General features: G+C 57.7%; 23 protein-coding genes. 22 read left to right on the plus strand and 1 reads right to left on the minus strand.

What is annotated here, in order from left to right; translation table 11 throughout:
* The first annotated feature begins 98 nt into the window (after window positions 1–98).
* The 17 genes from KOE80_RS10615 to KOE80_RS10695 all read left to right on the plus strand — a co-directional run bounded on the left by KOE80_RS10615 (window position 99) and on the right by KOE80_RS10695 (window position 18756).
* Window positions 99–614: a MarR family winged helix-turn-helix transcriptional regulator gene (locus tag KOE80_RS10615; RefSeq protein ID WP_009463824.1), complete on the plus strand. Its 516-nt coding sequence runs from the start codon at window positions 99–101 to the stop codon at window positions 612–614.
* Between the two features lie 95 nt (window positions 615–709).
* Window positions 710–1153: an acyl-CoA thioesterase gene (locus KOE80_RS10620; RefSeq protein ID WP_035269363.1), complete on the plus strand. Its 444-nt coding sequence runs from the start codon at window positions 710–712 to the stop codon at window positions 1151–1153.
* A 130-nt stretch (window positions 1154–1283) separates the two neighbouring features.
* A complete protein-coding gene (locus tag KOE80_RS10625) occupies window positions 1284–3620 on the plus strand; it encodes a bifunctional salicylyl-CoA 5-hydroxylase/oxidoreductase (RefSeq protein WP_083055158.1) in 2337 nt (778 codons plus the stop codon).
* A 21-nt stretch (window positions 3621–3641) separates the two neighbouring features.
* Window positions 3642–4766, plus strand: coding sequence for a cupin domain-containing protein (locus KOE80_RS10630; RefSeq protein WP_083055160.1), 1125 nt, complete (start codon window positions 3642–3644; stop codon window positions 4764–4766).
* 95 nt (window positions 4767–4861) lie between these two features.
* Window positions 4862–5785, plus strand: coding sequence for a fumarylacetoacetate hydrolase family protein (locus tag KOE80_RS10635; RefSeq protein WP_009463820.1), 924 nt, complete (start codon window positions 4862–4864; stop codon window positions 5783–5785).
* Between the two features lie 15 nt (window positions 5786–5800).
* Entirely contained in the window at window positions 5801–6829 is a 1029-nt protein-coding gene (locus KOE80_RS10640; RefSeq protein WP_009463819.1) for a carbon-nitrogen hydrolase family protein, read from the plus strand.
* A 246-nt stretch (window positions 6830–7075) separates the two neighbouring features.
* Complete coding sequence (locus KOE80_RS10645) at window positions 7076–7864, plus strand: cyclase family protein (protein ID WP_009463818.1); 789 nt, start codon at window positions 7076–7078, stop codon at window positions 7862–7864.
* Window positions 7865–8194: 330 nt separating this feature from the next.
* On the plus strand, window positions 8195–9163 hold the full coding sequence (locus tag KOE80_RS10650; RefSeq protein WP_115634869.1) for a PDR/VanB family oxidoreductase: 969 nt from the start codon (window positions 8195–8197) through the stop codon (window positions 9161–9163).
* A gap of 23 nt (window positions 9164–9186) precedes the next feature.
* The gene (locus KOE80_RS10655) at window positions 9187–10521 is read left to right on the plus strand and encodes an aromatic ring-hydroxylating dioxygenase subunit alpha (protein ID WP_009463816.1); all 1335 of its coding nucleotides are present in this window, start codon (window positions 9187–9189) and stop codon (window positions 10519–10521) included.
* Window positions 10522–10523: 2 nt separating this feature from the next.
* Window positions 10524–11006 (plus strand): aromatic-ring-hydroxylating dioxygenase subunit beta, encoded by a 483-nt coding sequence (locus KOE80_RS10660; protein ID WP_009463815.1) that lies wholly within the window; start codon window positions 10524–10526, stop codon window positions 11004–11006.
* A 19-nt stretch (window positions 11007–11025) separates the two neighbouring features.
* Window positions 11026–12657, plus strand: coding sequence for an AMP-binding protein (locus KOE80_RS10665; RefSeq protein ID WP_226349103.1), 1632 nt, complete (start codon window positions 11026–11028; stop codon window positions 12655–12657).
* A 4-nt stretch (window positions 12658–12661) separates the two neighbouring features.
* Window positions 12662–13843 carry a thiolase family protein gene (locus KOE80_RS10670; protein ID WP_088451597.1) on the plus strand — a complete coding sequence of 394 codons (1182 nt, stop codon included), beginning with the start codon at window positions 12662–12664 and terminating at the stop codon, window positions 13841–13843.
* Entirely contained in the window at window positions 13843–14244 is a 402-nt protein-coding gene (locus KOE80_RS10675; RefSeq protein ID WP_026483927.1) for a Zn-ribbon domain-containing OB-fold protein, read from the plus strand. The genes KOE80_RS10670 and KOE80_RS10675 overlap by 1 nt, the downstream gene beginning before the upstream one ends.
* Before the next feature lie 21 nt (window positions 14245–14265).
* Window positions 14266–14997 carry an SDR family NAD(P)-dependent oxidoreductase gene (locus KOE80_RS10680; RefSeq protein ID WP_226349104.1) on the plus strand — a complete coding sequence of 244 codons (732 nt, stop codon included), beginning with the start codon at window positions 14266–14268 and terminating at the stop codon, window positions 14995–14997.
* Window positions 14998–15768: 771 nt separating this feature from the next.
* Window positions 15769–16272 (plus strand): TRAP transporter small permease, encoded by a 504-nt coding sequence (locus tag KOE80_RS10685; RefSeq protein ID WP_009464436.1) that lies wholly within the window; start codon window positions 15769–15771, stop codon window positions 16270–16272.
* Between the two features lie 15 nt (window positions 16273–16287).
* Window positions 16288–17577, plus strand: coding sequence for a TRAP transporter large permease (locus KOE80_RS10690; RefSeq protein ID WP_021447142.1), 1290 nt, complete (start codon window positions 16288–16290; stop codon window positions 17575–17577).
* A 141-nt stretch (window positions 17578–17718) separates the two neighbouring features.
* Entirely contained in the window at window positions 17719–18756 is a 1038-nt protein-coding gene (locus KOE80_RS10695; RefSeq protein WP_063689941.1) for a TRAP transporter substrate-binding protein, read from the plus strand.
* Window positions 18757–19172: 416 nt separating this feature from the next.
* Here KOE80_RS10695 and KOE80_RS10700 read toward each other — a convergent pair whose 3' ends face one another.
* Window positions 19173–20561: a DUF6056 family protein gene (locus KOE80_RS10700; RefSeq protein ID WP_115634716.1), complete on the minus strand. Its 1389-nt coding sequence runs from the start codon at window positions 20559–20561 to the stop codon at window positions 19173–19175.
* Window positions 20562–20891: 330 nt separating this feature from the next.
* Between KOE80_RS10700 and KOE80_RS10705 the strand changes: the two genes are divergently transcribed.
* The 5 genes from KOE80_RS10705 to KOE80_RS10725 are packed head-to-tail and all read left to right on the plus strand — an operon-like array spanning window position 20892 to window position 26116.
* Window positions 20892–21779, plus strand: coding sequence for a transporter (locus KOE80_RS10705; RefSeq protein ID WP_035269964.1), 888 nt, complete (start codon window positions 20892–20894; stop codon window positions 21777–21779).
* Between the two features lie 22 nt (window positions 21780–21801).
* The gene (locus KOE80_RS10710; protein ID WP_226349105.1) at window positions 21802–22584 is read left to right on the plus strand and encodes an SDR family oxidoreductase; all 783 of its coding nucleotides are present in this window, start codon (window positions 21802–21804) and stop codon (window positions 22582–22584) included.
* Between the two features lie 56 nt (window positions 22585–22640).
* Complete coding sequence (locus KOE80_RS10715; protein WP_226349106.1) at window positions 22641–23885, plus strand: styrene monooxygenase/indole monooxygenase family protein; 1245 nt, start codon at window positions 22641–22643, stop codon at window positions 23883–23885.
* 25 nt (window positions 23886–23910) lie between these two features.
* Complete coding sequence (locus tag KOE80_RS10720) at window positions 23911–24522, plus strand: flavin reductase family protein (RefSeq protein WP_226349107.1); 612 nt, start codon at window positions 23911–23913, stop codon at window positions 24520–24522.
* 1 nt (window position 24523) lies between these two features.
* Window positions 24524–26116 carry a phytoene desaturase family protein gene (locus KOE80_RS10725; protein ID WP_060186596.1) on the plus strand — a complete coding sequence of 531 codons (1593 nt, stop codon included), beginning with the start codon at window positions 24524–24526 and terminating at the stop codon, window positions 26114–26116.
* The last annotated feature ends 7 nt before the right edge of the window (window positions 26117–26123 follow it).

Raw genomic sequence — 26123 nt, forward strand, 5'->3', positions numbered from 1 at the left:
AAAGCCAGACATCCCGTGTCTACTTGGCCACTTGTTCAAGCAAGAATATCCCGCCTGTTGGTCAAACTGAATTAGCCAAAGCTTGGGGGAAAAACAATATGAATCAAAGCGAAGCAGCACTCGAATTTTTGGTAGAACCGGCCGATGCCGGCTTTGAAGGCCGCGTCGGTCCCAAGGACCCCGCCAGCCTGAAATTGTGGTTGCGCATGCTGACCTGCACCAAGCAGATCGAAGACGAAATCCGTCGCCGCTTGCGCCAGAATTTTGATATTTCGCTGGCCCGTTTCGACTATATGGCCCAGCTGTATCGTTACCCGCAGGGCCTGAAGATGGGCGAATTGTCGCGTTATCTGATGGTAACCGGCGGCAATATTACCGGACTGACTGACGAGCTGGCCCGCGAGGGCATGGTGTCTCGCCAGAGCAGCCCCACCGACCGACGTGCTTGGGTGTTGCGTCTCACCCCCAAGGGCAAGAGCAGTTTCGAGGCGATGGCCCAGGCCCACAGCGACTGGATTGCGGAAATGTTTGAAGGTCTGGGCACGGAAGAGGTCGTGCACATCCATCAGCATCTGGGCCTGTTGCGGGTCCATCTGCAAAGCGCTGCTGGCTAGCATAAGGTGCATCCTGCCAGGCCTGTAAACCAGGCAGGATGCGGATAGCGTCACGAACAGGCGCACAAAACACTTGCTAAAAAGGTGTCTACAACATGGTTTCCAAGCTGTACGAACAAGAACATCGCATCCGTTTTTCGGAATGCGATCCAGCGGGTATCGTTTTTTATCCGCAGTACTTTGTGATGTTTAACGACCTGATGGAAGCATGGATCGACTCCATGACCCCCGAGGGTTTTCACAACATGATCGCCAGCAAACGGGTAGGCATGCCCTCGGTGCATATCGAAGCCGAGTTCAAGTCCATCAGCCGTATGGGTGATGATGTGGTGATGAGCCTGGGTGTGGAACGCATTGGCAATAGCTCCTTGAAGCTGCTGTTGCGCTGCATCGGTAAAGACGGTGTGTTGCGTATGCAAGTGCGCCAGACCGTGGTGACCACCTCGCTGGAGACGCACCTGGGTATTCCTATCCCTGATTTCCTGCGCAACCCCATGCAAGAGTATGTGATTGCCCAGCCAGAAAGCAGCAAGGCTTGATCTAGTTTGAAGTAGTAGCAGGCAGTGTGCAGGTCAGGTATTTTTTTTGATTTAAATAGTTGACTTGTATAATATTTATTAATAAATATACTATGCTCAGAAGCATGTATTCAGACCATACGGACATATCATGAATATCGTATGTATTGGCGGAGGCCCAGCCGGCTTGTATTTCGGTTTGCTGATGAAGTTGCAAAACCCTCAGAACGAGGTTTTTGTCATCGAGCGCAACCGACCGTACGACACCTTTGGCTGGGGTGTGGTGTTCTCGGACGCGACCATGGAAAACCTGCGTGAAGCTGACCCTGTGTCCGCGCAGACCATCGGTGACGCGTTCAACCACTGGGACGACATTGAGTGCCATTTCAAAGGTAGCGCCGTGCGCTCCAGCGGTCATGGCTTTATCGGGATTGGTCGCAAGAAATTGCTGAACATCCTGCAGGCTCGCTGTGAAGAAGTGGGCGTCAAGCTGGTGTTTGAGACCGTGGTCACGGACGAAGCTGAACTGGCCCGCAAGTACAACGCCGATATCCTGATTGCTTCTGACGGCATCAACAGCGCCATTCGTACCCGCTACGAAGACGTGTTCCAGCCCGATATCGACACCCGTAACTGCCGCTTTGTGTGGCTGGGTACGGAAAAAGTGTTCGACGCCTTCAACTTCATTTTTGTTGAAACCGAGCACGGCTGGTTCCAGGCTCACGCCTACCGCTTCCAGGATGGCCTGTCCACGTTCATCGTGGAAACGCCTGAAGAGACCTGGCAGAAAGCCGGTATTGGCGAAATGTCGCAGGAAGAGGCCATTGCCTACTGCGAGAAGCTGTTTGCCGACCACCTGGATGGCAACAAGCTGATCAGTAACGCGACTCACCTGCGCGGTTCGGCCATCTGGATCCGCTTCCCACGCGTTATCTGCAACAAGTGGGTGCACTGGCAAGATTACGGCACCGGCAAGAAGGTTCCTGTGGTGCTGATGGGCGATGCCGCTCACACCGCTCACTTCTCCATCGGTTCTGGCACCAAGCTGGCTCTGGAAGATGCCATTACGCTGGCCCAGCACATGGACCACGAGTCCATGGAAGAGGCCCTGAAAGATTACGAAGCCGCTCGTAGCGTGGACGTATTGCGCATTCAGAACGCCGCCCGCAACTCGACCGAATGGTTCGAGAACGTGGCCCGTTACGCCAATATGAAGCCCGAGCAGTTCACCTACTCCATGCTGACCCGTTCGCAGCGCATCTCGCACGAGAACATGCGTATGCGTGACGCGGCCTGGCTGGAAAAATACGAGCGCTGGATGGCGACCGAAGCTGGCATGAAGCTGGCCGACGGTGAAAAGGCTCCCTCGCCCATGTTCACGCCCTTCAAGCTGCGCGATATGCAGTTGAAGAACCGTGTCGTGCTCTCGCCCACGCTGATGTACAGCGCCAAGGACGGCATGCCCGGTGCGACGCACCAGGTGCATTACGGCAGCCGCGCCATGGGTGGCGCTGGCCTGATCATGGCTGAAATGACGGCCGTGACGCCTGAAGGTCGTGTCACCCCCGGTTGTACCGGTCTGTGGAACGACGAGCAGGCCAATGCCTGGAAACCTGTGGTGGCTTTCGCCCACGAACAGGGTGCCAAGATTGGTGTGCAGCTGGGCCACGCTGGCCGTCGCGGTTCGACGCAGCTGGGTTGGGAAAAAGCCAATCAGCCGCTGGCTGAAGGCAACTGGCCTTTGGTGTCGGCTTCCGCCCTGCCTTACCAGGCTGGTGTGACCGCCGTGCCAGCCGAGATCACTCGTGCCCAGATGGACGAGATCCGTGACGCCTTTGTGGCCGCTGCCAAGCGCGCTGACCAGGCCGGTTTTGACTGCATCGAATTGCAAGCCGCCCACGGTTACCTCTTGTCCAGCTTCATCTCGCCGCTGACTAATCAGCGTAGTGATGAATTTGGTGGTAGTCTGGAAAATCGCATGGCTTACCCGCTGGAAGTGTTTGCCGCTATCCGTGCCGTCTGGCCAGAGAACAAGCCCATCATGGTGCGTATCTCGGCAACAGACTGGGCCGAAGGTGGCAACACGGCGGACGACGGTGTGGAAATCGCCCGCCTGTTCAAGCAAGCCGGTGCCGATCTGATCGACGTGTCCTCGGGTGAAGTGGTGCTGGAGCAGCAGCCAATTTACGGCCGCATGTACCAGACGCCATTCTCCGACCGTATCCGTAACGAAGCCGGTATCGCCACCATGGCGGTGGGTTCGATCATGGAAGCGGATCACGCCAACAGCATTATTGCTGCAGGCCGTGCTGACCTGTGCGCCCTGTCGCGAGGCTTTCTGGCCGACGCGAACTGGCCACAACGTCAGGCTGCGGAGCTGGGTTACACCGACCTGGCCTGGCCCGTTCAGTACGAATGGGGCAAGGACTGGTTGCAGCGCCAAATCAAACGTGCGCCAGTGGCCCAGGACGGCCCTGCCAAGTCATAAAACACGAAAGGAGACAGCATCATGTCGGAAGAACGTTTTGACACCCACCGCGAAAGCGTGCTCGGTCGTGCAGATGTTGAGGACACGCCCGAATTGGTGAAGTACTACCAGGATTTGACTCAGTTTGAGGCCGGTGCTCTGTGGACCGTGGCCAACAAGATCGAGCCCTGGGAGCCCAAGTCCGAATCCGTGCCTGTGGTCTGGCGCTACCGCGACCTGCGCGATTACGTGTTGCGTTCGGTGGATCTGGTCAGCCCTGAAAAGGCCGGTCGTCGTGTGATTTACCTGAACAACCCCGGTCGCCAGGAAGTTTCGGCGGCGGTGGGCTGGCTGTACTCCGGTTTGCAGGTCATGAAACCGGGTGAAGCGGCTTCCGCACATGCGCACTCCTCCTCGGCCCTGCGTTTCATCATGGAAGGTCGTGGTGCCTACACCATCGTGGACGGCCACAAGATGACCTTGGGCGCCAACGACTTCGTGCTGACGCCTAACGGTTGCTGGCACGAGCACGGTGTGGAAGCTGACGGCCTGCCTTGCATCTGGCAAGACGGTCTGGACATTCCGCTGGTCAACGCCCTGGAAGCCGGTTTCTACGCGGTGCACCCGGATCTGACCCAGGCCATTACGCACCCCGTCAACGACGCGGTGGGTATCTGGGGTGGTCGTGGTCTGAAGCCCACCTTGCACGACTGGCAAAAACCGTACTCGCCCCTGCTCAAGTACGAGTGGGAGCCCACCTACGAAGCCTTGTCGGCCTACGCCAAGGTTACGGACGGCAGCCCCTTTGATGGCGTCATCATGGACTACATCAACCCGCTGACCGGCGGCCCTGTCATGGCCACCATTGGTGCCAGCATGCAAATGCTGCGCCCTGGCGAGCACACCAAGGCCCACCGTCACACCGGCAGCATCATTTACCAATGCGCCAAGGGTGAAGGCTATTCCATCATCAATGGCAAACGCTTTGACTGGCGCGAACGCGACATTTTCTGCGTACCATCCTGGATGTTCCACGAGCACGTGAACGGTTCTTCGTCCGAGGACGCTTGCCTGTTCTCGTTCCATGACCTGCCCGTGATGCGCGCCCTGAATCTGTACCGCGAAGAAGCGCTGGCAGAGAACGGCGGCCATCAGGTCCTGCTGTAAGACTACTTGTTTAACTTATTTGGACGGCCTGCCAAGGCGGGCCGACCCGATTTATTCAAGCCATCTGCACAAGATGGCCCAATCTGGAGATAGAAATGCGTCTTGTAACGTACCGTAGTGAAGTTGCTGCCGCTGGCCGCTTGGGTGCCATTGTGGGTGATTTGGTGGTTGACCTGGGTTACCTGGGCGACGCCACAGGCCACATGCTGCCTGACAATATGCTCGATTTCATCGACCTGGGCCCAGCCGCTGTGACCTCCACGGCTCGCTTGCTGGAAACCTACGCCGACGATATGCCTTTCGGTGTGGCGCTGCCCCTGGCCAACGTCAAGCTGTTGGCTCCTATCCCACGCCCACGCAAGAACATCTTTGGTATCGGCCTGAACTACGTGGAACACGTGGCCGAATCCAGCCGTACTCTGGACACCTCCAAAGAGCTGCCCAAGCAGCCCGTGATTTTCTCCAAGCCACCAACCACTGTGGTTGGCCCTGGCGATGCCATCGAGCACAACAAGAACATCACTCAGCAAATGGACTGGGAAGTGGAACTGGCCGTGATCATGGGCACCCGTGCTCAGCGCGTGGCCAAAGAAGACGCCCTGAAGTACGTGTTCGGTTACTCCGTCATGATCGACGTGAGCGCCCGCGACTGCCGTCGTGCCGGTCAGTGGATCTACTCCAAAGGCCAGGACACCTACGCTCCTTTCGGCCCCGTGATCGTGACCGCTGACGAGCTGACCGACCCGCACAACCTGAACCTGAGCCTGACTCTGAACGGTGTGACCAAGCAAAGCTCCAACACCAAGCACATGCTGTTCAACGTGAACGACCTGATCGCTGACATCAGTGCCGGTATCACGCTGGAACCCGGTGACATCATCGCTACCGGTACCCCAGAAGGCGTGGGCGCTGGCCGTGATCCTCAAGAGTGGATGTGGCCTGGTGACGTAGTGCACGCTGTGGTTGAAGGCATTGGCGAACTGCGCCACCCCATCGTGGACGTCACCCCCCAAAACTAAGTAAAGGAGAGCATGATGCTGGAATTGCGTCAGTTCAAGGCCGCCGCCGTTCAGGCAGCGCCCGTGTTCCTGGATACGAATGCGACTATTGAAAAAGTATGTCGCCTGATCAACGAAGCGGCCGATAACGGTGCCGAGCTGATCGCCTTTCCCGAGGTGTTCGTCTCCGGTTACCCCTACTGGAGCTGGGTGATGAACCCGATCGACGGTAGCCCGTGGTTCGAGCGCCTGTGCAAATCGGCCATCGAAGTGCCCGGTCCCGAGATCCAGAAGGTTGCGCAGGTTTGTCGCCAGCGCAAGGTCAACGTGGTGTTGGGTGTGAACGAGCGCAGTCCCGTTGGCATCGGCACCATTTACAACACGCTGGTCACCATCGGCGCTGACGGTCGCATTCTGGGCCGTCACCGCAAACTGGTTCCCACCTGGGCTGAAAAGCTGACCTGGGCCAACGGCGATGCGTCCTCGATGCGCGTGCATGACACTACTATTGGCCCTCTGGGTGCCTTGGCTTGCGGTGAAAATACCAACACGCTGGCTCGTTTCAGCCTGTTGTCGCAAGGTGAACTGGTACACGTTGCCAGCTACATCGCCTTGCCTGTGGCACCGAAAGACTACGACATGGCTGAAGCGATTCGCTTGCGTGCTGCTGCTCACTGCTTTGAAGGCAAGGTGTTTACGGTTGTGGCTTGCTCGACGGTTTCCGAGGAAATCATCGAAGCCATGTCGGCCAGCCATCCTGAAGCACGTGATCTGCTGGCTCGTCCCAACAGCGCGTTCTCGGGCATTATTGGCCCCGATGGCCGCGTTCAGGGCGAAGCACTGATCGACAAGGAAGGCATTGCCTACGCCGACATCGATCTGTCGCGCTGCATCCAGCCGCGTCAAATGCACGACATCACTGGTCACTACAACCGTTTTGACGTGTTTGACCTGCGTGTGAACCGCAAGGCTTTGACGCCTGCCCGCTTTTACGAAGGCGACGCAGCGTCCCAGCCAGACCTGAATCCTGCCGAGTTCTCCGTTCTGGACGACAAGGAAGCGTAAGAAGGTTCAAGACGGTCCCTTTCCCTGTGTGGATCGGGACCGTTTTTTGACAGGTCTCTTTGCTCAAGCGACCTGCTCAAAAAAAACCGCCGTGGCTTTGCCGCAGCGGTCCAAGATGCAAGCTGCCTTTGTAAGGAAGGCGGTGCCGGGCCTGAAGGAGCGGGCTGTTTTAACGGCTGGTCCCTATCCTGCGCCATGCAGGGCAGGCAACGATAACGACGACATAAGACCCAAGTAGGAGATGAAATGAGCGACAAGAACCCATTGGCAGCCTTTATCCAGGCGATCGACAGCAAGCAGGTCCGTTTTGTGGATCTGACCCAGACTCTGTCTCCCAGCTTCCCCGCCTTGCAACTGCCCCCCCAATTTGGCCAGACTGCCGGTTTCTCGATTGAGCGCATCAGCCAATACGACGAAAACGGCCCAGGCTGGTACTGGAACAACTTCACCTGTGGCGAACACACTGGTACCCACTTTGACGCTCCTGCGCACTGGATTTCCGGCAAGGACCATCCAGACAACACGGTCGACACTATTCCAGTCGACAACTTCCTGCGCCCTGCCGTGGTGGTTGATGCTTCTGCTGAAGTGGCCCAGAACGAAGACTTCATTTTGACCTCCGAGTTCCTGTTGAACTGGGAAGCCAAGCATGGCCGTATCCCTGAAGGCGCCTGGGTGCTGTTTCGCACCGACTGGTCCAAACGCGTGAACGACGCCGAAGCCTTCCTGAACATGCGTGAAGACGGTGCTCACACGCCTGGCCCAGCTCAGGAAGCGGTAGAGTGGATGATTCACGAGCGCAAGGTTCACGGTTTTGGCGTTGAAACCATCAACACCGATGCTGGCCAATCCTACTCCTGGCCTATTGGCTACCCTTGCCACACCCTGATGCACGGTGCCAACCGCTACGGTCTGCAGTGCTTGTGCAACCTGGATCAGCTGCCCCCTCAGGGTGCACTGATCATGTCGGCCCCTCTGAAGATTGAAGGCGGTTCCGGCAGCCCATTGCGCGTGGTCGCACTGGTTGCTCAGTAAGTAGAAAACGGTGGGGAAGTGGCAGAACTGTGTACCATGCGGTTCTGCTGTTTTCTCACCTAGTGGTTTTCCATTATATTCGGCAGTATATATTTATCCGTAAACTATTCATCAATAAAATAAATTCACAAAAGAATGAATAGAGATCCAGCCATACAGCCAGTCTTGGTGTCAGGCAGCCGGTTTTAGCGGAGACAGTAGACGAGCCTTACGCAGCCTTTTTCAGGTTACGCGATACCGTCCCATTGCCCCCTGCGGCGCTACATCATGCCACGGCTTGGCCTTTTTGGCTGGGTAATTGATGTAGTCATGCTCAATGGTAGGCACATGATGGATACTTTTGAACTCGTTATCCGGGACATCCAGAACGCATCCCCGCTGATTCGCAGTTTTACGCTAGAGCCTGCCCAGGCCGGTTCCCTGCCCGCGTTTGCGCCGGGTTCGCACCTGCAGGTACAGATTCCTGATCTGAACGATCACCGCTGCTATTCCCTGATTTCGCTGGACGCCGACACGGCACAGGGCCCGACCTGTTACCGTCTGGGCGTGCGCCTGGAAGACAACAGCTCGGGTGGTTCGCGCTTCATGCACAGCCTGAAAGTAGGCGATACGCTGCGCGTGGCTGGTCCCAAGAATGATTTCCCCTTGCATGCTGCCGCTGAAGGTGAAACCGAAACCGTGCTGATTGCCGGTGGTATCGGTATCACCCCCATTGCCAGCATGGCCGCTGCCTTGCATCACCAGGGCCGCCCTTATCAGCTGCACTATGCTGGTCGCAGTGTGGAACAGTTGGCCTTTCTGGATGAGCTGAGCGCCCTGTCCGGCCCGGCCCTGCGTCACTACGCGGACGACAGCGAAGGCCGTTTCTGCCTGAATACCCTGCTCGACGGTCTGTCCAAAGACCAGCACATTTACGTCTGTGGCCCCAAAGGCATGATTGATGCCGTGATCGAAGCCTGCAAGCAACGTGGCTGGCCTACTGACCATGTGCACTTCGAGCTGTTTGTGACGGCTGCTCCCCAGGAAGGCGACCAGCCGTTTGAAGTGGAACTGCGCCAAAGCGGCGTGACCCTGCAAATTCCCGCGGACAAGACCATTGTGGACGTGATGGAAGAGCAGGGCCTGGACCCCATGATCGACTGCAAGCGCGGCGAGTGCGGCGTCTGTACCTGTGATGTGATCGAAGGCGAGGTTGACCACCGCGACTACTTCCTGAGCGACTCGGAAAAAGCCAGCAACAAGGTCATCCAGATCTGTATTTCCCGCGCCAAGACCCCGCGTCTGGTGCTGGATCTATAAGCCCAAGGGCGACGGAGAACATGATGGAAAAGTATCGTGATAATCCCCAGGCCATCCGCGAATTGGTACGCGAGGCCGAGGTCCACAAGGATTTGTACATCAACCAGGAGCTGTTTGAACTGGAGATGGAGCAGTTGTTCGTCAATACCTGGGTCTACGTTGGCCATGCCAGCCAGGTGCCCAATAAAGGCGACTTCTACACCACGACGGTCGGTACTGAATCGGTCATCATGGTGCGCCATACCGATGACAGCATCCGCGTGCTCTACAACCGCTGCCCGCACAAAGGTGTGCAAGTGGCGGGCGAGACCTGTGGCAACACGGGCAAATTCTTCCGTTGCCCCTACCACGCCTGGACGTTCAAGACGGACGGCTCCCTGCTGTCCATCCCTTTGAAGAAAGGCTACGAGAACACCGGCTTTGAATGCACCGAAGGCAGCAAGGGCATGGCCGCAGTACAGAACGTCAAGGTGTACCGCGATTTCGTGTTCTGTCGTCTGGCCGATGAAGGCATTGGCTTTGAGGAATTCTTTGGCGAGTCTCTGAGCACCATCGACAATATGGTGGATCGCTCCCCCGAAGGCCGTCTGGAAGTGGCCGGCGGCGTGATGCGCTACATGCACCAGTGCAACTGGAAAATGCTGGTCGATAACCAGACCGATACCTGTCACCCCATGGTGGCGCACGAGTCCTCGGCGGGTACTGCTGTGAAAGCCTGGGAAGCGGCCCCTCCGGGTACGCCCAAGCCCATGGCTGTTGAATTGTTTGCCCCCTTCATGTCGCCTTACGAGTTCTACGAAGGCATGGGCATTCGCGTGTGGGAAAACGGTCACGGCCATACCGGCGTGAGCAATTCCATTCACGCTGATTACTCCGAAATTCCGGGTTACTGGGACCAGATGGTCGAAGCCTACGGTGAGGAGCGCGCCAAAGCCATTTTGGGCGATACGCGTCACAACACTTGCTACTTCCCCAACATCATGGTCAAGGGCCCGATCCAGACCTTGCGTTTGTTCAAGCCGCTGGCCGCTGACAAAACCCTGGTGGAATCCTGGACCTTCCGCCTGGTGGGTGCACCTGACACCTTCCTGGAACGCACCCTGATGTACAACCGCCTGATCAACGCACCGACCTCCATGGTCGGTCACGATGACCTGGAAATGTACGAGCGTGCCCAGCACGGTTTGCAGTCGCGTGGTCGCGACTGGATGAACCTGGCCCGTCTGGTGGAAAAAGACGAAGACCAGCAAAAGAACGTGGTGATCAACGGCACCAGCGAAATGCAGATGCGCGCCCAGTTCCGCGCCTGGTTGAAGTTCATGCTGCCCGAGCAGCAGGCCAAGAAAGAAGAGGAATAACCATGAGCGAAATCAGCCGTCAGGCCCTTATCGATTTTGTGTATGCGGAAGCCCGCCTGCTGGATGAACAGCGCTACGAGCAATGGCTCGACCTGTTCACCGAGGATGGCTACTACTGGATGCCGCTGGTGCACGATCAGCAGGACGCCCGTTTACACGCGTCCCTGATGCACGAGGACAAGCTCTTGCTGCGTATCCGTGTGGAACGTCTGGCAGGCCGCCGTACCTTTTCCCAGCAGCCCAAGAGCCGCAGCCATCACCTGCTCCAGCAACCCACTGTGGAAAGCATGGACGAGGAAAAAGGCGAATACACCGTGCGTTGCGCCTTCCATTACACGGAAACGCGTGGCGACAACCAAGATATCTATGTGGGTTGGAATACCTACACCCTGGTGCGCCAGGACGACGCCTTGAAGATCCGTCTGAAACGGGTGGATCTGCTCAATTGCGACGCGCCTTTCGGCAATATCCAGTTGTTTATGTGATAGGACAGGAGAATTTTTGATGGCCAACACCACGGTCTACCAGGCTTTTCGAGACACCGCCCAGAAATGGGGCGACAAGCCCTTTGTATGTACCCTGCCTGAGACCGCCGAGATCTACGGTATTGAAGCGGGCGAGCTGACTTACGGTCAGGCTCTGGAGCGTATCGACGCCTTGCGCGCCGGCTACGCCGCTGCTGGCTACGGCCACGGCCACCGCGTCGGCATCCTGCTGGAGAACCGCCCCGTGTTCTTCCTGCACTGGTTCGCACTGAACAGCCTGGGCGTGTCGATTGTGCCAATCAATCCTGATTTGCGCGCTGCCGAGCTGGAATACCTGATCGGCCATTCGGAAATGATCATGGCCATCGCCCTGCCCAGCCGTCACCAGGATCTGGTGGAAGCGGCTCAGCGTGCTGGTCAGCCTTTTGCCATCATGGCCGATGGCGATGTGCCTCCTATGGTGGAGCGCGCCGCCTCCCGTTCCTGTGACATTCCTGATGAAAACAGCGAATGTGCCTTGCTGTACACCTCCGGTACCACAGGCCGCCCCAAGGGCTGCATGCTGGCTAACCAGTACTTCCATTATGCTGGCGAGTGGTACCGCGACATTGGTGGTCTGGCTTCGCTGGAGCATGGCAAAGAGCGCATGCTGACTCCGCTGCCCCTGTTCCACATGAATGCGATGGCCTGCTCGACCATGGCCATGATCAAGACCGGCGGCTGCCTGATCTCCCTGGACCGTTTCCACCCACGTAGCTGGTGGGATTCGGTGCGCGAGTCCGGCGCAACCGTGGTGCATTACCTGGGTGTGATGCCTGCCATCCTGATGAAGGCCGAGGCCAGCGAAAAAGACCGTCAACACAGCGTGCGCTTTGGTTTTGGCGCCGGCGTGGACCGTGGTCTGCATCCTATCTTTGAAGAACGCTTTGGTTTCCCCCTGCTGGAAGCCTGGGCCATGACGGAAACCGGCGCGGGTGCCAGCATCATCGCCAATCACGAGCCCCGCTTTATCGGCACCTCCTGCTTTGGCAAGGAAATGCCCGTGGTGGAAGTGCTGTTGCGCAAGGACGATGGCGAACCCGCTCAAGCCGGTGAAAACGGCGAATTGCTGGTGCGCTCGGCCGGTGACAACCCACGCTACGGCTTTTTCTCCGGCTACTGGAAAGACCCGGCAGCAACCTTCGAAGCCTGGGAAGGCGGCTGGTTCCACACGGGCGACATTGTTTGCCGCGACGAACAAGGCTATCTGCACTTTGTGGACCGCAAAAAGAACGTGATCCGTCGCAGTGGCGAGAACATCGCTGCCGTGGAAGTGGAAAACATCATGCAGCAGCACCCGCTGGTGCGCTCCATTGCCGTGGCCGCCGTGCCCGACGCCATCCGTGGCGACGAAGTGATGGCGCTGGTGGTGCCGCACAACCCAATTGAAACCCAGGAACAGCGCGAACAGGCTGCCCAGGAAATGGTGCAGTGGGGCCTGACCCAGCTGGCCTACTTCAAGGTGCCCGGCTACGTTCTGTTTGTGGATGCCCTGCCGCTGACTTCGACCAACAAGATCCAGCGCGGTGAACTGAAAACGGTTGCTCTGGCTGCGCTGGAAAACCCGGCCTGCGTGAACACGAATCACCTGAAAAAACGTCAGGAGGCCTAAGCCCATGGCCTTGCCGCAAGCAGCCCGCCAGGGCTATGACGATGTGGTGCTGGTCGCCCCGGTGACCATCCCCTACGAGCGCCATTCCGAGCAGACCGCGCATTGGTGGCTGGGTGCGGCATTGGGCCAGTTGCTGGCCCAGTCCGGCCTGAAAAAAGTCGATGTGGACGGCGTGTGCGTGTCCAGCTTCACGCTGGGTTCGGACACTGCCGTAGGCGTGATGCAGCATTTTCAGATGAGCCCACGCTGGCTGGACCATATCCCCATGGGTGGGGCCAGCGGTGTGGTGGCCATGCGTCGTGCGGCCCGTGCCGTGCAGTGTGGCGATGCGTCCATCGTGGCGTGTATTGCGGGTGATACCAACCACCGTGAATCCTTCAAGAACACGGTGTCGGGCTTCTCGCGTTTCTCGCAGGATGCCGTCTACCCATACGGTGCTGGTGGCCCCAACGCCAGCTTTGCGCTGCTGACGGACTACTACATGCGTCACTACGGTGCCACGCGTGAAGACTTCGGCAAGCTGTGCGTCGCCCAGCGCGATAATGCGTTGCGCAATCCGCATGCCCTGATGAAAAAACCGCTGACGCTGGAACAGTACATGGAGGCGCGCGTCATTGCCGACCCCATACACTTGTTTGACTGCGTGATGCCGTGTGCTGGAGCCGAAGGCTATCTGGTCATGCGTCGTGAACAGGCCGAAGCACTGGGCCTGCCTTATGTGCGTATCCGTTCTACCATCGAGCGTCACAACGCTTTCCCTGAAGACCCTGTGCAGCATCGCGGTGGCTGGGCCATGGACAAGGATGCGTTCTACGAACATGCGGGCCTCACCCCGGCAGACGTGGATTTCATGGAAACCTACGATGACTACCCCGTCATCAACGTCCTGCAGTTTGAAGACCTGGGATTCTGCGCCAAGGGCGAAGGCCCGGAGTTCATCCGCAAGAACACTTTTACGGTGGACGGCAGCTTTCCCTTCAATACCAGCGGCGGACAGCTATCGGTAGGCCAGGCCGGTGCAGCAGGCGGCTACCTGGGACTGGTTCAGGCCTTGCGCCAATTGACGGATACCGCAGGCGACACGCAAGTGGCCAATGCCCGCATCGGCCTGGTGTCCGGCTTTGGCATGATTAATTACGACCGCGGCATTTGTACTGCTGCGGCCTTGCTGGAACGGGGGCAGTGATGAGCGACACCCAAATCTTGCCACCGGGTGCACGCAGCGCCACGGCAGCCGGACTGACCGAAGCCGCCCAACGCGGCGAATTCGCCCTGCAAGTGTGCCCGTCCTGCGGCACGGTGCAGTATCCCGCCCGCGATGTGTGCGGCCATTGCTTGCACACGACGCTGAACTGGCAGGCCGTTGCCGACACGGGTGTTCTGCAGGCCACGACCACCTTGCATCACAGCAATGAACCCTACTTTCAGGCACGACTGCCCTGGCGTATCGGCACAGTTGCCCTGGATTGCGGCCCTTTTGCCATCGCCCACTTGCCCGAAGGCGGGCAGGCGGACGAGAAAGTGCGCCTGAGTCTGGAGCTGGATGCTGGCGGCGTAGCCGTGCTGGTGGCGCGCCCTGCGCCCTGAATTAGCCTGGAGACAATCAAGATGACACAAGCTCAATACACCGCCATTGTGACGGGCGGCAGCACCGGTATTGGTGAAGACATTTGCCGCAAGATGCTGGATCAGGGTTACACCGTGATCAGCATGGCGCGCAATGTCCTGCCCTGGAAGCACGAGCGTCTGCACTGCGTGCAGGTGGATTTGCTGGATGCAGCAGCAACCGAAAAAGCCGCCAAGGATATTGCCGAGCGCTTTGAAGTGACCCACTTCATCCACAACGCAGGCGTGATCTGGCCGGCCTTGCTGGACGAGGTCAAGCTGGAAGACTTGCAGGGTCTGACCCAGATTCACCTGGGTGCAGCCTTGCAGATTACTCAGGCGGTCGTTCCTGGCATGCGCGAGCGCCACTTTGGTCGCATTGTGCTGATGTCTTCGCGGGGTGCGCTGGGTCTGCAAACCCGTACCGCCTACGCTGCTACCAAGGCTGGCATGTTGGGCATGGCCCGTACCTGGGCGCTGGAACTGGCGGACCAAGGCATTACCGTCAACGTGATTGCCCCCGGCCCCATTACTACCAATATGTTCTACGACGTGGTCGAAGCCGGTAGCGAGCGCGAAGCCAAGCTGGCTGCCGCGATCCCTGTGAAGCGTCTGGGCCGTGCGGATGACATCAGCCGCGCCACCCTGTTCTTCTCGGATCCTGAAAACAGCTTTATCACCGGCCAGACGCTGTATGTCTGCGGCGGTGCCAGCGTGGGTACGCTGACGATCTGATCGACGGGCAAGGGGACTGCCCGTGATCGCGCTTTGAGTGCGTTCAGGAGCGAGTCCATTTGCTTGACGGCATATAAAACCCCCTTGGTTTTCCAAGGGGGTTTTTGCTTTTGGATGGCACAGCCCCCTTGATGGACTATCTGTTCCAGCATGTCTGGCGGCGAGTGTCGTTTAAACAAACGGCTGAAGGGACCGTCTTGATTGGTGGCGGCTGGTCAGCGGTGCCGGGATTTTTTGCTGCCTAAGTTTTTTTCTTTGTCGCAGAGGCCGATTTTGGCTTTTTATCCCCGGTTTTTGGTGTCAAAAGTTGCTGTTTCAGACCTGCTCGCATCGCATGGAAGTATGTCCAACACGTGAGGGGCCTGTTCATTTTCGACTCTTTTTTTGTCACATGAAACACCTGGGCCTGAGGGTTTGGCTACCGGTCCGGATGCTGCCTGATTGCTAGTGGGCTGATTCTTTTATTGCCCTTCTTAAAGCCAATGTTCGCCTGCTCGACATTGCGCCAAGCCAGTACTCGCGCCTGTTCCAGCAATTTTTATCAGCTCTTGCACAGGACAAGCGAGGCAGTTTGTGACCGTATTTCTTGCTATGTGAGATAGAAACCACGATTCCATGATTTTGGATGGAATTAAGGGTTTCTTTCTATTTACCTGGATTTGTTCATCTATAAACTATTTAGAACAGAAATATAACAATGCGCGTCGATTTTTCGAGGTGCATGATGACCCAAAAAACGGGCCTTCGCCGGCCAAAAAGAGTGGAGCTGTAATGAACGACGATCTGCCAGGAATGGAGCTGGTGCGTTCACGTGGAGTAGTACGAGTTGTAGAGACAATTCTGGATGCTGCCTGTGTGGTCATCTTGATCCTGATGACAGGGATCACTACTGTGGACGTGATAGGCCGGTATGTATTTCACGCCCCTTTGCTGGGCGCTTATGAAGCCAGCGAACTCTTGCTGGGCGTGCTGATTTTTGCGGCCTTGCCGCGTGTCACCTGGCACCAGCAACACCTGACCGTCAGTCTGATTGACGCCTGGCTCGGCCCAGTGGCGCGTCGTATCCAGCAATTCGTGATCAATGTGGTCTCTACCGTCATGCTGGCCGTGTTGACTGTCTACCTGTGGAGTCACGCCAACGAGCTGGCCGACTACGGCGATATGAGCAACGCCTTGCAAGTGCCCATTGCCCCGTTTGCCTACATCATCGCCACCATGACCGGCATTGCCACTGTGGCTTCCCTGTTCAAGATTTTTAGCTCTCCAAGCCGATAAAGACGGAGTTTTTTCATGTTGATTTCTATTATCGGACTGGCTGTCCTGCTGGGTAGCTTATTTCTGGGTTTGCCCATTGCCTGGGGCATGTTGCTGGTTGGTACGCTGGGTTTTGCCTTCTTTACCGGCATGGAAGCGGCCTTGACCATGGCGGCGCAGACCAGCTACGACACGGCCATGAGCTACAGCTTTACCGTGCTGCCGCTGTTCATTTTGATGGGTAATCTGGTCAATGCCTCGGGTTTGTCCAAGGACCTGTACAAAGCTGCCCACGCCTTTATTGGTCACCTGCGTGGTGGTCTGGCGATGGCCACGATTGTTGCCTGTGGTGCCTTTAGTGCACTGTGTGGCTCCAGTATGGCCACCACCGCGGCCATGGGTCGTGTAGCCATGCCCAATATGCGCAAGTACAACTACGACGACCGTCTGGCTACCGGCAGTATTGCGGCAGGCGGCACGCTGGGCATTCTGATTCCACCCAGCGTGATGATGGTGGTCTACGGGATTCTGACCGAAACCGACATTGGCAAGCTGTTTGCGGCAGGCTTTTTGCCCGGCATGATCGCTATGCTGATGTACCTGATCACGGTGATGATCATTACCGCGATCAACCCGAATCTGGGCCGTCCTGGCGAGAAAGCCAGCTGGCGCGAGCGCTTTGAGGCCACCAAAGGCGTGATGGCCATTACCGTGCTGTTCATCGTCATCATGGGCGGTATTTACGGGGGTGTCTTCACCCCGACAGAAGCGGCGGGTATTGGCGCTGCAGCGACCTTCTTGCTGACCCTGAAGCGTCGTGGCTGGCAGCCTCGCATGTACCTGACGGTGCTGATTGAAGCCGCTCAAACCACGGCCATCATGTTTGCGCTGGTGATTGGTGCGCTGGTCTTTACCAACTTCCTGACCGTGGCTGGTTTGCCCAATCAGTTGCTGGGCTTCATCCAGGGTATTGATGTCTCGCCCATTGTGGTGATTCTGATCATCTGCGCGATTTACCTGGTTCTGGGTTGTTTCCTGGAAACCATGTCCATGGTCATGCTGACGGTGCCTATCTTCTACCCGATTGTGGCCTCTCTGGGCTTTGATCTGGTGTGGTTCGGCATCATCGTGGTGGTGGCTGCTGAAATCAGCCTGATTACCCCTCCGTTGGGTCTGAACATTTTCATGATCAAGAACGTGATGCCCGATGTTCCTTTGGGCACCATTATTCGGGGTGTGACTCCCTTTGTAATGATGGATATCGTGCGTTTGCTCTTGCTGGTGTTTGTCCCCTGGATTGTTCTGGTTGTCCCGAACAGTATGTAAACCCGGCCCGGATGCAGTTGTGATCCGGGCAGCAGTAAAGCCGCCGGGTGTGCAGGTCCAGGACCTGCTTAACGTCCCATCAAGTGGCCAAGACGCCGGGCTGTAGTGGCCCGGCAGCAAAATAATTTACGAGGAGTCGAGATGCGTGTTTTCAAAAAATTGGCCTTGAGCCTGGGCCTGGCTGCAGCAGCCCTGGCACCGACCATGCCTTCGGTTGCGGCTGAAGTTACCACCTTGCGTTTTTCCCAGTGGATGCCGCCAGGCCACTTCATCGTGACCAATATGTTCGAGCCCTGGGCCCAGGAAGTGGAAAAAGCCACGGAAGGTCGCGTGAAGGTGGAGTTCATCAACGCCTTGGGCAAGCCTCAGGCTCACCTGGATCTGGTGCGTAACGGTATTGCTGATATGGGCATGTCGGTACACAGCTACACGGCTAACCGCTTCCCGCTGATCGAATTTGCTGAACTGCCTTTCACCACGGATGATGGCGGCGTGAACTCGGTTGCCTACTGGCGCACCTACGAAAAATTCATGATGGGTGCCAACGAGCACAGGGGCGTGAAACTGCTGGGTATGTGGACCAGCCCTGCCACCGTGATCTTCACCAGTCAGGACAATGTGCAAAGCATTGACGATCTGAAAGGCAAGAAGCTGCGTTCGCCCAGCCCCTTGTTTGATGCCATCGGTAAAGCGTTGGGCATCGTGACGGTGAACGCGCCTGCATCGGACAGCTATGAAATGCTGTCGCGTGGTGTGATCGATGGTATGTACTTCCAGTACGACCAATTGGATAACTGGAAACTGGACAAGCTGGTCAAGACTGCTGTGTCCGTGGAAGGTGGTTTTGGCAAATCCAGCCAGTACATGTTCATGAACGAGCGCAAGTGGAAGAGTCTGTCGGAAGCCGACCGTGCTGCTATCGAGAAAATCAGCGGCGAATGGATTGCCAACGACTTCGGTTCCAAATGGCAGGCTGCCGAACAGCAAGCCATTGAGAAGCACACAGCAGCTGGCCTGAAAACACTGCGCATCCAGGGTGAAGCAGCAGACCAGATGAAAGAGCGTCTGGCCTTTGTTGAAGAAGACTGGATCAAAGCGGCTGACAAGAAGGGCATTGACGGTAAAGCCGCTCTGGCCTACTTCCGCGAGCAGATCAAAGAGCTGAGCGCTGCCAAGTAATACGCAGCAAGAGACACACTACAGTCTTGGCCCCGCTTTCCTTTGGGAGAGCGGGGTTTTTTTATGTTTTTGGGAGGGGCTGTTGTGAGGGCAAAGGATAGGCAGCCGGGTTGCTGCTGTAGTCATTGTGGACGCTTCTCCCTGTAAAACGCCGCTTCAGGCCCTGGGGGGTCTGGCAGGGCTGACCACTTGCCGGTGCGGCGCACCGGTGCCCTGGTCAAGAGAGAGCTACGGGCGCATCCTGAACTCGCCGGGTACTTGGTCCCCCGGACCAAGTACAAGCGTCCGGCTCAAACAGCAGGATGCTTGCATCCCTACGCTCTCCCTTGCCTGCGGCAAGTAGTCTGACTCGCCCTGCCAGACCCCCCAGGGCCTGAATCGGCTTGCAGCGGAGGAAATGCACAAGTCCTCAAGCTTTAAGGCGTGGGCGGTGGTGCCCCCGTCTCCAGGTCATAGTGCTGATTGACGGCATATTCATTGATCACCGCCTTGCTCCGGAAGTATCGGGCCATGGCTTTGGGGTCAAAGTGCATATCGAAGCGATCCCGCGAACGCAACGTGGGCAGGAAAAAATACTTGGGTAGTTTTACGTGATGACGCTGATGCTTGTGGGCATCGGCCAAGATAGCGCGTCGTACCTGATCCTGCTCCCAGGTGCCGTGATAGCTGCGCAACATTAATCCGCTGGACACCAGCCATAGCGTGCCGCAGGCCCCCAAGGTTACTAACAGGTTGCGCTGCATGGGTATAGCGCGTTGCCCTTGCGCCAATAAATCATGTCCGTAAATAGACAAGGCCACCAGCAGATACATCAAGCCGCCATTCAAGGATCGCTTGGGGATATTAGGTGCCAGAACCAGAATGGCATTGGCCAGAAGCGATGCGCCAATGAGCAGCCACATTGCCCGGCGTACAGATTCAGAAGACGCAGGCCCTATGGCAAAACGCCAAACCAGCATCACTAGGATCACCCCCCAGTACCGCAATAGGGCGTCCGGGAAACGACGACCAAAATGCTCCCCAATGCGCCATAACAAAGGCTGGTCATACCAATGAGCAAAGACCTCTGCGCGTACTTGATTGCCTGGCGCCAGGACCAGCACGGCGACTCCCAGCCCCATACAGAGCAACCAAACCAGATGCCATGAACCGAGCGAACCTGTGCGCTGAAAGTGCCTTAGGCCCAGATACGCCAGCAAACACCAGCTGATAATGCCGGTGTTTTCATTGGAACAACCGGCCAGCAGGCCCAGAAGGCAGAGCGCCAAGCCTGTGATCACAGAGGGCTTGCCCTTTTGCAAGTAGTAAATAAAGGCCAGCACAAAACCGAAGTTGAACAGATTGGGCCACAGGTAGTTGGCGGCGCCTACCAACCAGAATGTGGTTTGCCCCAGATGGGGGTTGACCAGCCAATACAAGGTGAACACCAGCAGCAGTAAAGACGGGCGCAAGGCTCGTCCGGCCAGTTGGGCCCCCAGAGCTGTCAGCACCGTGACCAGGCCAAACAGGGCCGCTGTATTCAGTGTGGCTTTCAGCCATCCCGGAGCCAGCGTGAGCATGGCGCTGGAGAGCGTATCCGAGACCAGACGACCGCTCCATTGCAGATAATGTTGCTTGATCGACGTCCATGCAATGCCTTTGTTGGCGTAATTGAAGTCGTCCGAGATCATGGGGGTGAGCCAATAAATGGCCCACGTAGCCATCAGGGCCAGCACCGCAAAAGTAATAAAGGCCCAGGCACCAAAACGGTGGCCGAGCAGGGGCTGGCTGAATCGGGATTCAGCAAAAGAGAGAGTTGGGCTCATCGAGATGAAGCGGCGTGTTTGTGGCCAGGTCCACGACGACGGTATTACACATCGCTCGCCGTCCTGGGTGTTCAGGCCCAGGTGATATTGATTATTTACTGGGCGGGAAGCGAGGAATTATCTCATATACCCGTTGAAACACAGCGTTTAACGGCCTTACTGATCGTCATCCTTTAAATCTAAACCAAATCGGGGTTTTCCCTGCTTTTGCGGCTTCTTGCGCTTATTGGCTAGGCGCTGCGCAAAGTGGATATACCGACAAAAAGAGCACTTCTACCATTGGCTCCATCGTCATACCTAAAAAACAAAAGGAGAACGGACGTGGGGGACATCAATAAAAAAATAGCAGCAGTGGTTCTGGGTGCAGGGGTATTGGGCGCCGGCCCGGCCTGTGCCATTGAGGGCAACGGCCTGCCTATTTATCCCGATGGTTTGGAAAACTTCATGAGTGGTGCCCTGCCGCCACCCGGTGTGCACTTGCTGATGTACGGCGGTGCCATGCGTTACGACTCGGTGCGTGACAAGAACGGCGACAAGTTGCCTATTCCTGACTTCAAGGTCGATGTCGCAATGGTTGCGCCGCGTCTGGTCTGGGTTACGGACCAGCAGGTGTTTGGTGGCCAGTTGGCATTTCATGCCCTGGCTCCCCTGCTGACCGTCAAGGCACAGGCCGCCGGTCAGTCCCAGCGCCGTAGCGGTCTGGGTGACGTGGTGTTTGGTCCGGCCTTGGGCTTTCACCCCAGCGAGAAGATGCACTACATCCTGGGAGTGGACTTTGTTGCCCCGACTGGCCGCTACAAAGTGACCGACAGCGCCAACCTGGGTCGCAACTACTGGGCCATTCAGCCCGCTGCTGCGTTCAGCTACATGCAGCCCAGCGGCATCAACCTGGATTTGAAGATGATGGTGGACTTCAACTTCCGCAACAGCGACACCGAAACGCGTACGGGTAAAGCCATTCACGCCGATTACGCCGTGGGTTGGGGTTTTGGCAATGGGCTGGTGCTGGGTGTGGGTGGTTACGCCTATCAACAGATTGAAAGCGACCGTGGCCCCATGGCCGGTGACAGCAAGGCTCGTGCCTTCGCCATTGGTCCCAGCCTGCGTTATGCCAATGACAAGGGTCTGCTGATTACGGCCAAGTACCAGCAGGATCTGGGCGTACGTGGCCGTCCCGAAGGAAAACAATTTTTTGTAAAAGTAGCGGTTCCGTTCTAAGGGCCCGCGGCAGGAGAGCGACATGAAAGGACTGAAGGATAAGGTAGTCATCGTTACCGGCGGCGCAACGCGTGTAGGCGCAGGTGTGGTCGAGGTGCTGATGGGCTACGGCGCACGTGTGGCCGTGTTCGATATTGATGCTGCAGGTGGCCAGAAAGCCGTAGGCAACGATGCCGCCAAAGCCAAATTCTGGGAAGTGGACATTACCAGCGATGACAGCCTGAATGCCGCCATCGAGCAGGTGCAGGCGCATTTTGGCCGTGTGGATGGTCTGGTCAATCTGGCCTGTTCCTATCTGGATGAAGGCATGGCGTCCAGCCGTGCTGACTGGCTCAAGGCTCTGGACATCAACCTGGTTAGCGCCGTGCAGGCGGCCAAGGCGGTGCGTCCCTTGTTGCCGCGTGGTGGTTCCATCGTCAACTTCACGTCAATCTCCTCCTCGATTGCTCAAACCGGGCGGTGGTTGTACCCGGTTTCCAAGGCTGCCTTGTTGCAACTGACACGCAGCATGGCGCTGGACTTTGCGCCTGACGGCATTCGCGTCAACTCGGTCTCGCCCGGCTGGATCTGGTCGCGCGTGATGGACGAGCTGACGGGCGGTGACCGTGCCAAAACCGACCGCGTGGCCTCGGCATTTCACATGCTGGGCCGCGTGGGCGATCCCCAGGAAGTGGGCGAAGTCGTGTCCTTCCTGCTCTCGGATTCCGCCAGTTTCGTGACCGGTGCCGATTACTCCGTGGATGGCGGCTACTCGGCCATGGGACCCGAGCAAGGTGTACCCGCCATTCCCAAATTGGCTGAATAAGAAAAACCAGGACGCCGCCGCAGTGGCGTCCTTAGCTCCCTCAGAAGGAAAAAATCATGCGTAAAGTTGCTATTGTGGGCGCTGGCCAGGCTGGCATGCCCGTTGCATTCGGTCTTTTGGCCAAGGGCTACGACGTAGCCGTTTTCACCAACCGCAGCCCCGACGATGTTCGTGGTGGCCGCGTGATGTCCAGCCAGTGCATGTTTGCCGAGGCGCTGGACGTAGAGCGCCGCCTGGGCCTGAATTTTTGGGACGACGAATGCCCGCCTGTACAAGGCATTGGCTTTGCTCTGCCCAACCCTGAACAGCCTGACACCAAAGCCGTGGACTGGAGCGGCCGTCTGGATCGTGAAGCCCAGGCAACTGACCAGCGCGTAAAAATGCCTTACTGGCTGGAGCTGTTCGAGCAGCGTGGCGGCAAGCTGATCATGGAAGACGTGGGCGTGGCCGAACTGGAGCGCATCACCCAGGAGTACGACCTGACCATGCTGGCTGCCGGCAAGGGCGAAGTGGTCAAGTTGTTCGAGCGTGACGATCAGCGTTCCATGTACGACAAGCCTCAGCGCGCCCTGGCCCTGACCTATGTACATGGTCTGGAGCCTACGCCTGAATACTCGCGCGTGTCCTTTAACTTCATCCCCGGTGTGGGCGAATACTTTGTGTTCCCCTCGCTGACCCTGTCCGGTCCCTGCGACATCATGGTGTTCGAAGGTGTGCCCGGTGGCCCACTGGATCGTTTCCGCGATGCCAAGACGCCCGAAGCTCATTTGGAGCAAAGCGTTTCTTTCCTGCGCGAATTCCTGCCTTGGGAAGGCGACCGAGCCCGTAATGTGGAACTGACTGACGCTCAGGGTTACCTGTCCGGTGCCTTCCCTCCCACAGTTCGCAAACCTGTGCTGACGCTGCCTTCGGGCCGCATGGTGCTGGGTCTGGGTGATGCCGTGGTCGTGAACGACCCCATTACCGGCCAAGGTTCCAACAACGCCGCCAAAGCCGCCCAAGTGTATCTGGACAGCATCTTGCAACGTGGTGAAGGCGCGTTTGATCGGAACTGGATGCAGGAAACGTTCGAGCGTTACTGGGATTACGCCAATCTGGTGGTGCGCTGGACCAATTCCATGTTGAAGCCACCAACCGACTCCTCTTTTGCCTTGTTGACCTCGGCTCAGCAATCGCCCGCCCTGGCTCATTTCCTGGCCAACAGTTTCAACCACCCACCGGTTCTGTTCCCGGCCTGGGAAGATCTGAATGCCGCCCAGGCATTGATCGAGAAGACTCGCAGCCAATCTGTGGCTGCCTGATAGATAGTATTCAAGGAGACGTATCATGACCCCCACCGCAACGCTGCAAGACTCCTCGTCCCAAACCGCTGCCCAGCGGCAGGCCGTGTCTGCCCAAGCGTTGGCAGCCGCTGACGCCAAACCCACACCGTCCAGTCTGAATGTGGTCGATAGCCGTGCGTTTCGCCAGGCACTGGGCCATTTTCCAACGGGTGTGGCCATTGTCACGACTCGTTGTCCCGATGGCCGGGCGGTGGGTCTGACCATCAACTCCTTTACGTCCCTGTCGCTGGAGCCGCCCCTGGTGATGTGGAGCCTGGTGAATCACTCGCCCAGCCTGGAAATTTTCGAGAAGTGCAGCCACTTTGCGATCAACGTGATCAGCCAGGAACAAGTGCCCGTGGCTCTGGGGTTTGCCAACTCCCAGGTCAAGGACAAGTTTGCCCTGGTCTCGCATGTGGATGGTGAAGAAGGCGTGCCTTTGCTGGACGACTGTGTGGCGACCTTTGTTTGCGAGAACTACCGTCAGCACGAAGGTGGTGACCACACCTTGTTTATTGGCCGTGTGGTGCGCCACACCACGCTGACCGAACACGAGCCTGCGGTGTTTCACCGTGGCCGTTTCGCCAACCTGACCACGCCTAGCGGAGACCGTTGAAATGAGTGATGCGCACAGCGCTGATGTAGTCATTGTCGGCAGCGGGATGAACTCCCTGACCTGTGCCGCCTTGTTGGCCCAACGCGGCTTGTCGGTGACAGTGCTGGAGCGCAATGCGGTGGCCGGGGGCTGCATCCGTACGCAAGAGCTGTTCCCCGGTTTTACCCATGATGTTCTGTCCAGTTGGTATCCCTTGTTCATGGGCGGTGCATCCTATGCCACTTTGGCTGAACCCTTGGCCAAAGCCGGTCTGGAGTTTGTCAAAGGCGAGTACAGCACGGGTCTGGCCATTCCTGGTGGCCCGTCGCTGGCCTTGCGTCAGGATATGGACGACACCGTACGTCGCTTCAATGACTTGATGCCGGGTGAAGGCGATGCCTTGGGTGCCATGGCGGCTCGCATGTTTGGCCCGGATGCCGGTTTGGTATTTGGCTTGCTGGGTGGTGAGCCTTACCGTTGGCCCATGGCCAAACTGGCCTTTGGTGCCTGGCGCGAACGGGGTCTGGATGGCTTGATGTCCTTTGGCTCGCAAGCGCTGGAAAGCTTTCGGCGCTGGGCCATGCGCGAACTGCGCAGCGACCTGGCCCGCGCCATGATTGCTCCCTGGGTGCTGCATAGCGGTTTGGGCCCGGATGAAGCCAGCTCGGCCCTGATCGGCAAGCTGACGTTCAGTGCTGTGGTCAGTGGCGGTATGCCTGTCGTCAAAGGTGGCAGTTATCAGATTGTGAAAGCCTTTACCCGCATTATTGAAGAAGCAGGTGGGGCGGTACTGACCAATTCCCATGTGGATCGCGTGCTGGTGGAAGGCAATAAAGCCACCGGCGTGTGTGTGGGTACGCAGCGCTATCTGGCCCGCCGTGCGGTGGTCTGCAATGTGACGCCCGGTCAGCTGTACGGCGACTTGTTGCCGGAAGTAGAACCCGAGCTGTTGAAGTCCGCCCAGGATTATCACTATGGCCGGGGCGGCATGCAGATACACTTTGCCTTGAATTCCCCGCCCGACTGGCTTGACCCGGAACTGCGCCATGTCCCTATGGTGCATGTGACGGAAAGCATGGAGCAGGTGTGCTCTTCGGTGGTGACGGCCAGCAATGGCTATCTGCCTGCCAAACCGACCTTGGCCGTGGGCCAGCCGGTGGCGGTGGATGTGACTCGTGCACCGGAAGGGCACTGGATTCTATGGGTACAAATGCAGGAGCTGCCGCGTCACATCAAAGGCGATGAAGCGGGCGAGATTCCTGTGCCAGCGGATGGACGCTGGAACGAAGCCGTGCGCGAGGCGATGGCCGATCGCGTTCAGGCCCGTCTGGAAACCGTCATGCCTGGCCTGGCTGCCAAGATTATCGGGCGTCGTAGTGTCAGCCCGGCGGATCTGGAAGCCTTGAACATGAATCTGGTGGGGGGCGATCCGTATAGCGGGGTGTGCTCACCGGATCAGTTCTTTTTCATGCGTCCTTTTGCAGGACACAAGAACGCGCGCAGTGGCACCACGCCCTGGCGCAATCTGCATCAAATTGGTGCGTCGGTGCATCCAGGCCCTGGCCTGGGTGGTCAATCCGGCTATTTGGCAGCCCAGCGTATCTTGAAGGGGTAAGAGGACG

Source organism: Alcaligenes sp. 13f (assembly GCF_020496585.1).
GTDB lineage: Bacteria > Pseudomonadota > Gammaproteobacteria > Burkholderiales > Burkholderiaceae_B > Alcaligenes > Alcaligenes phenolicus.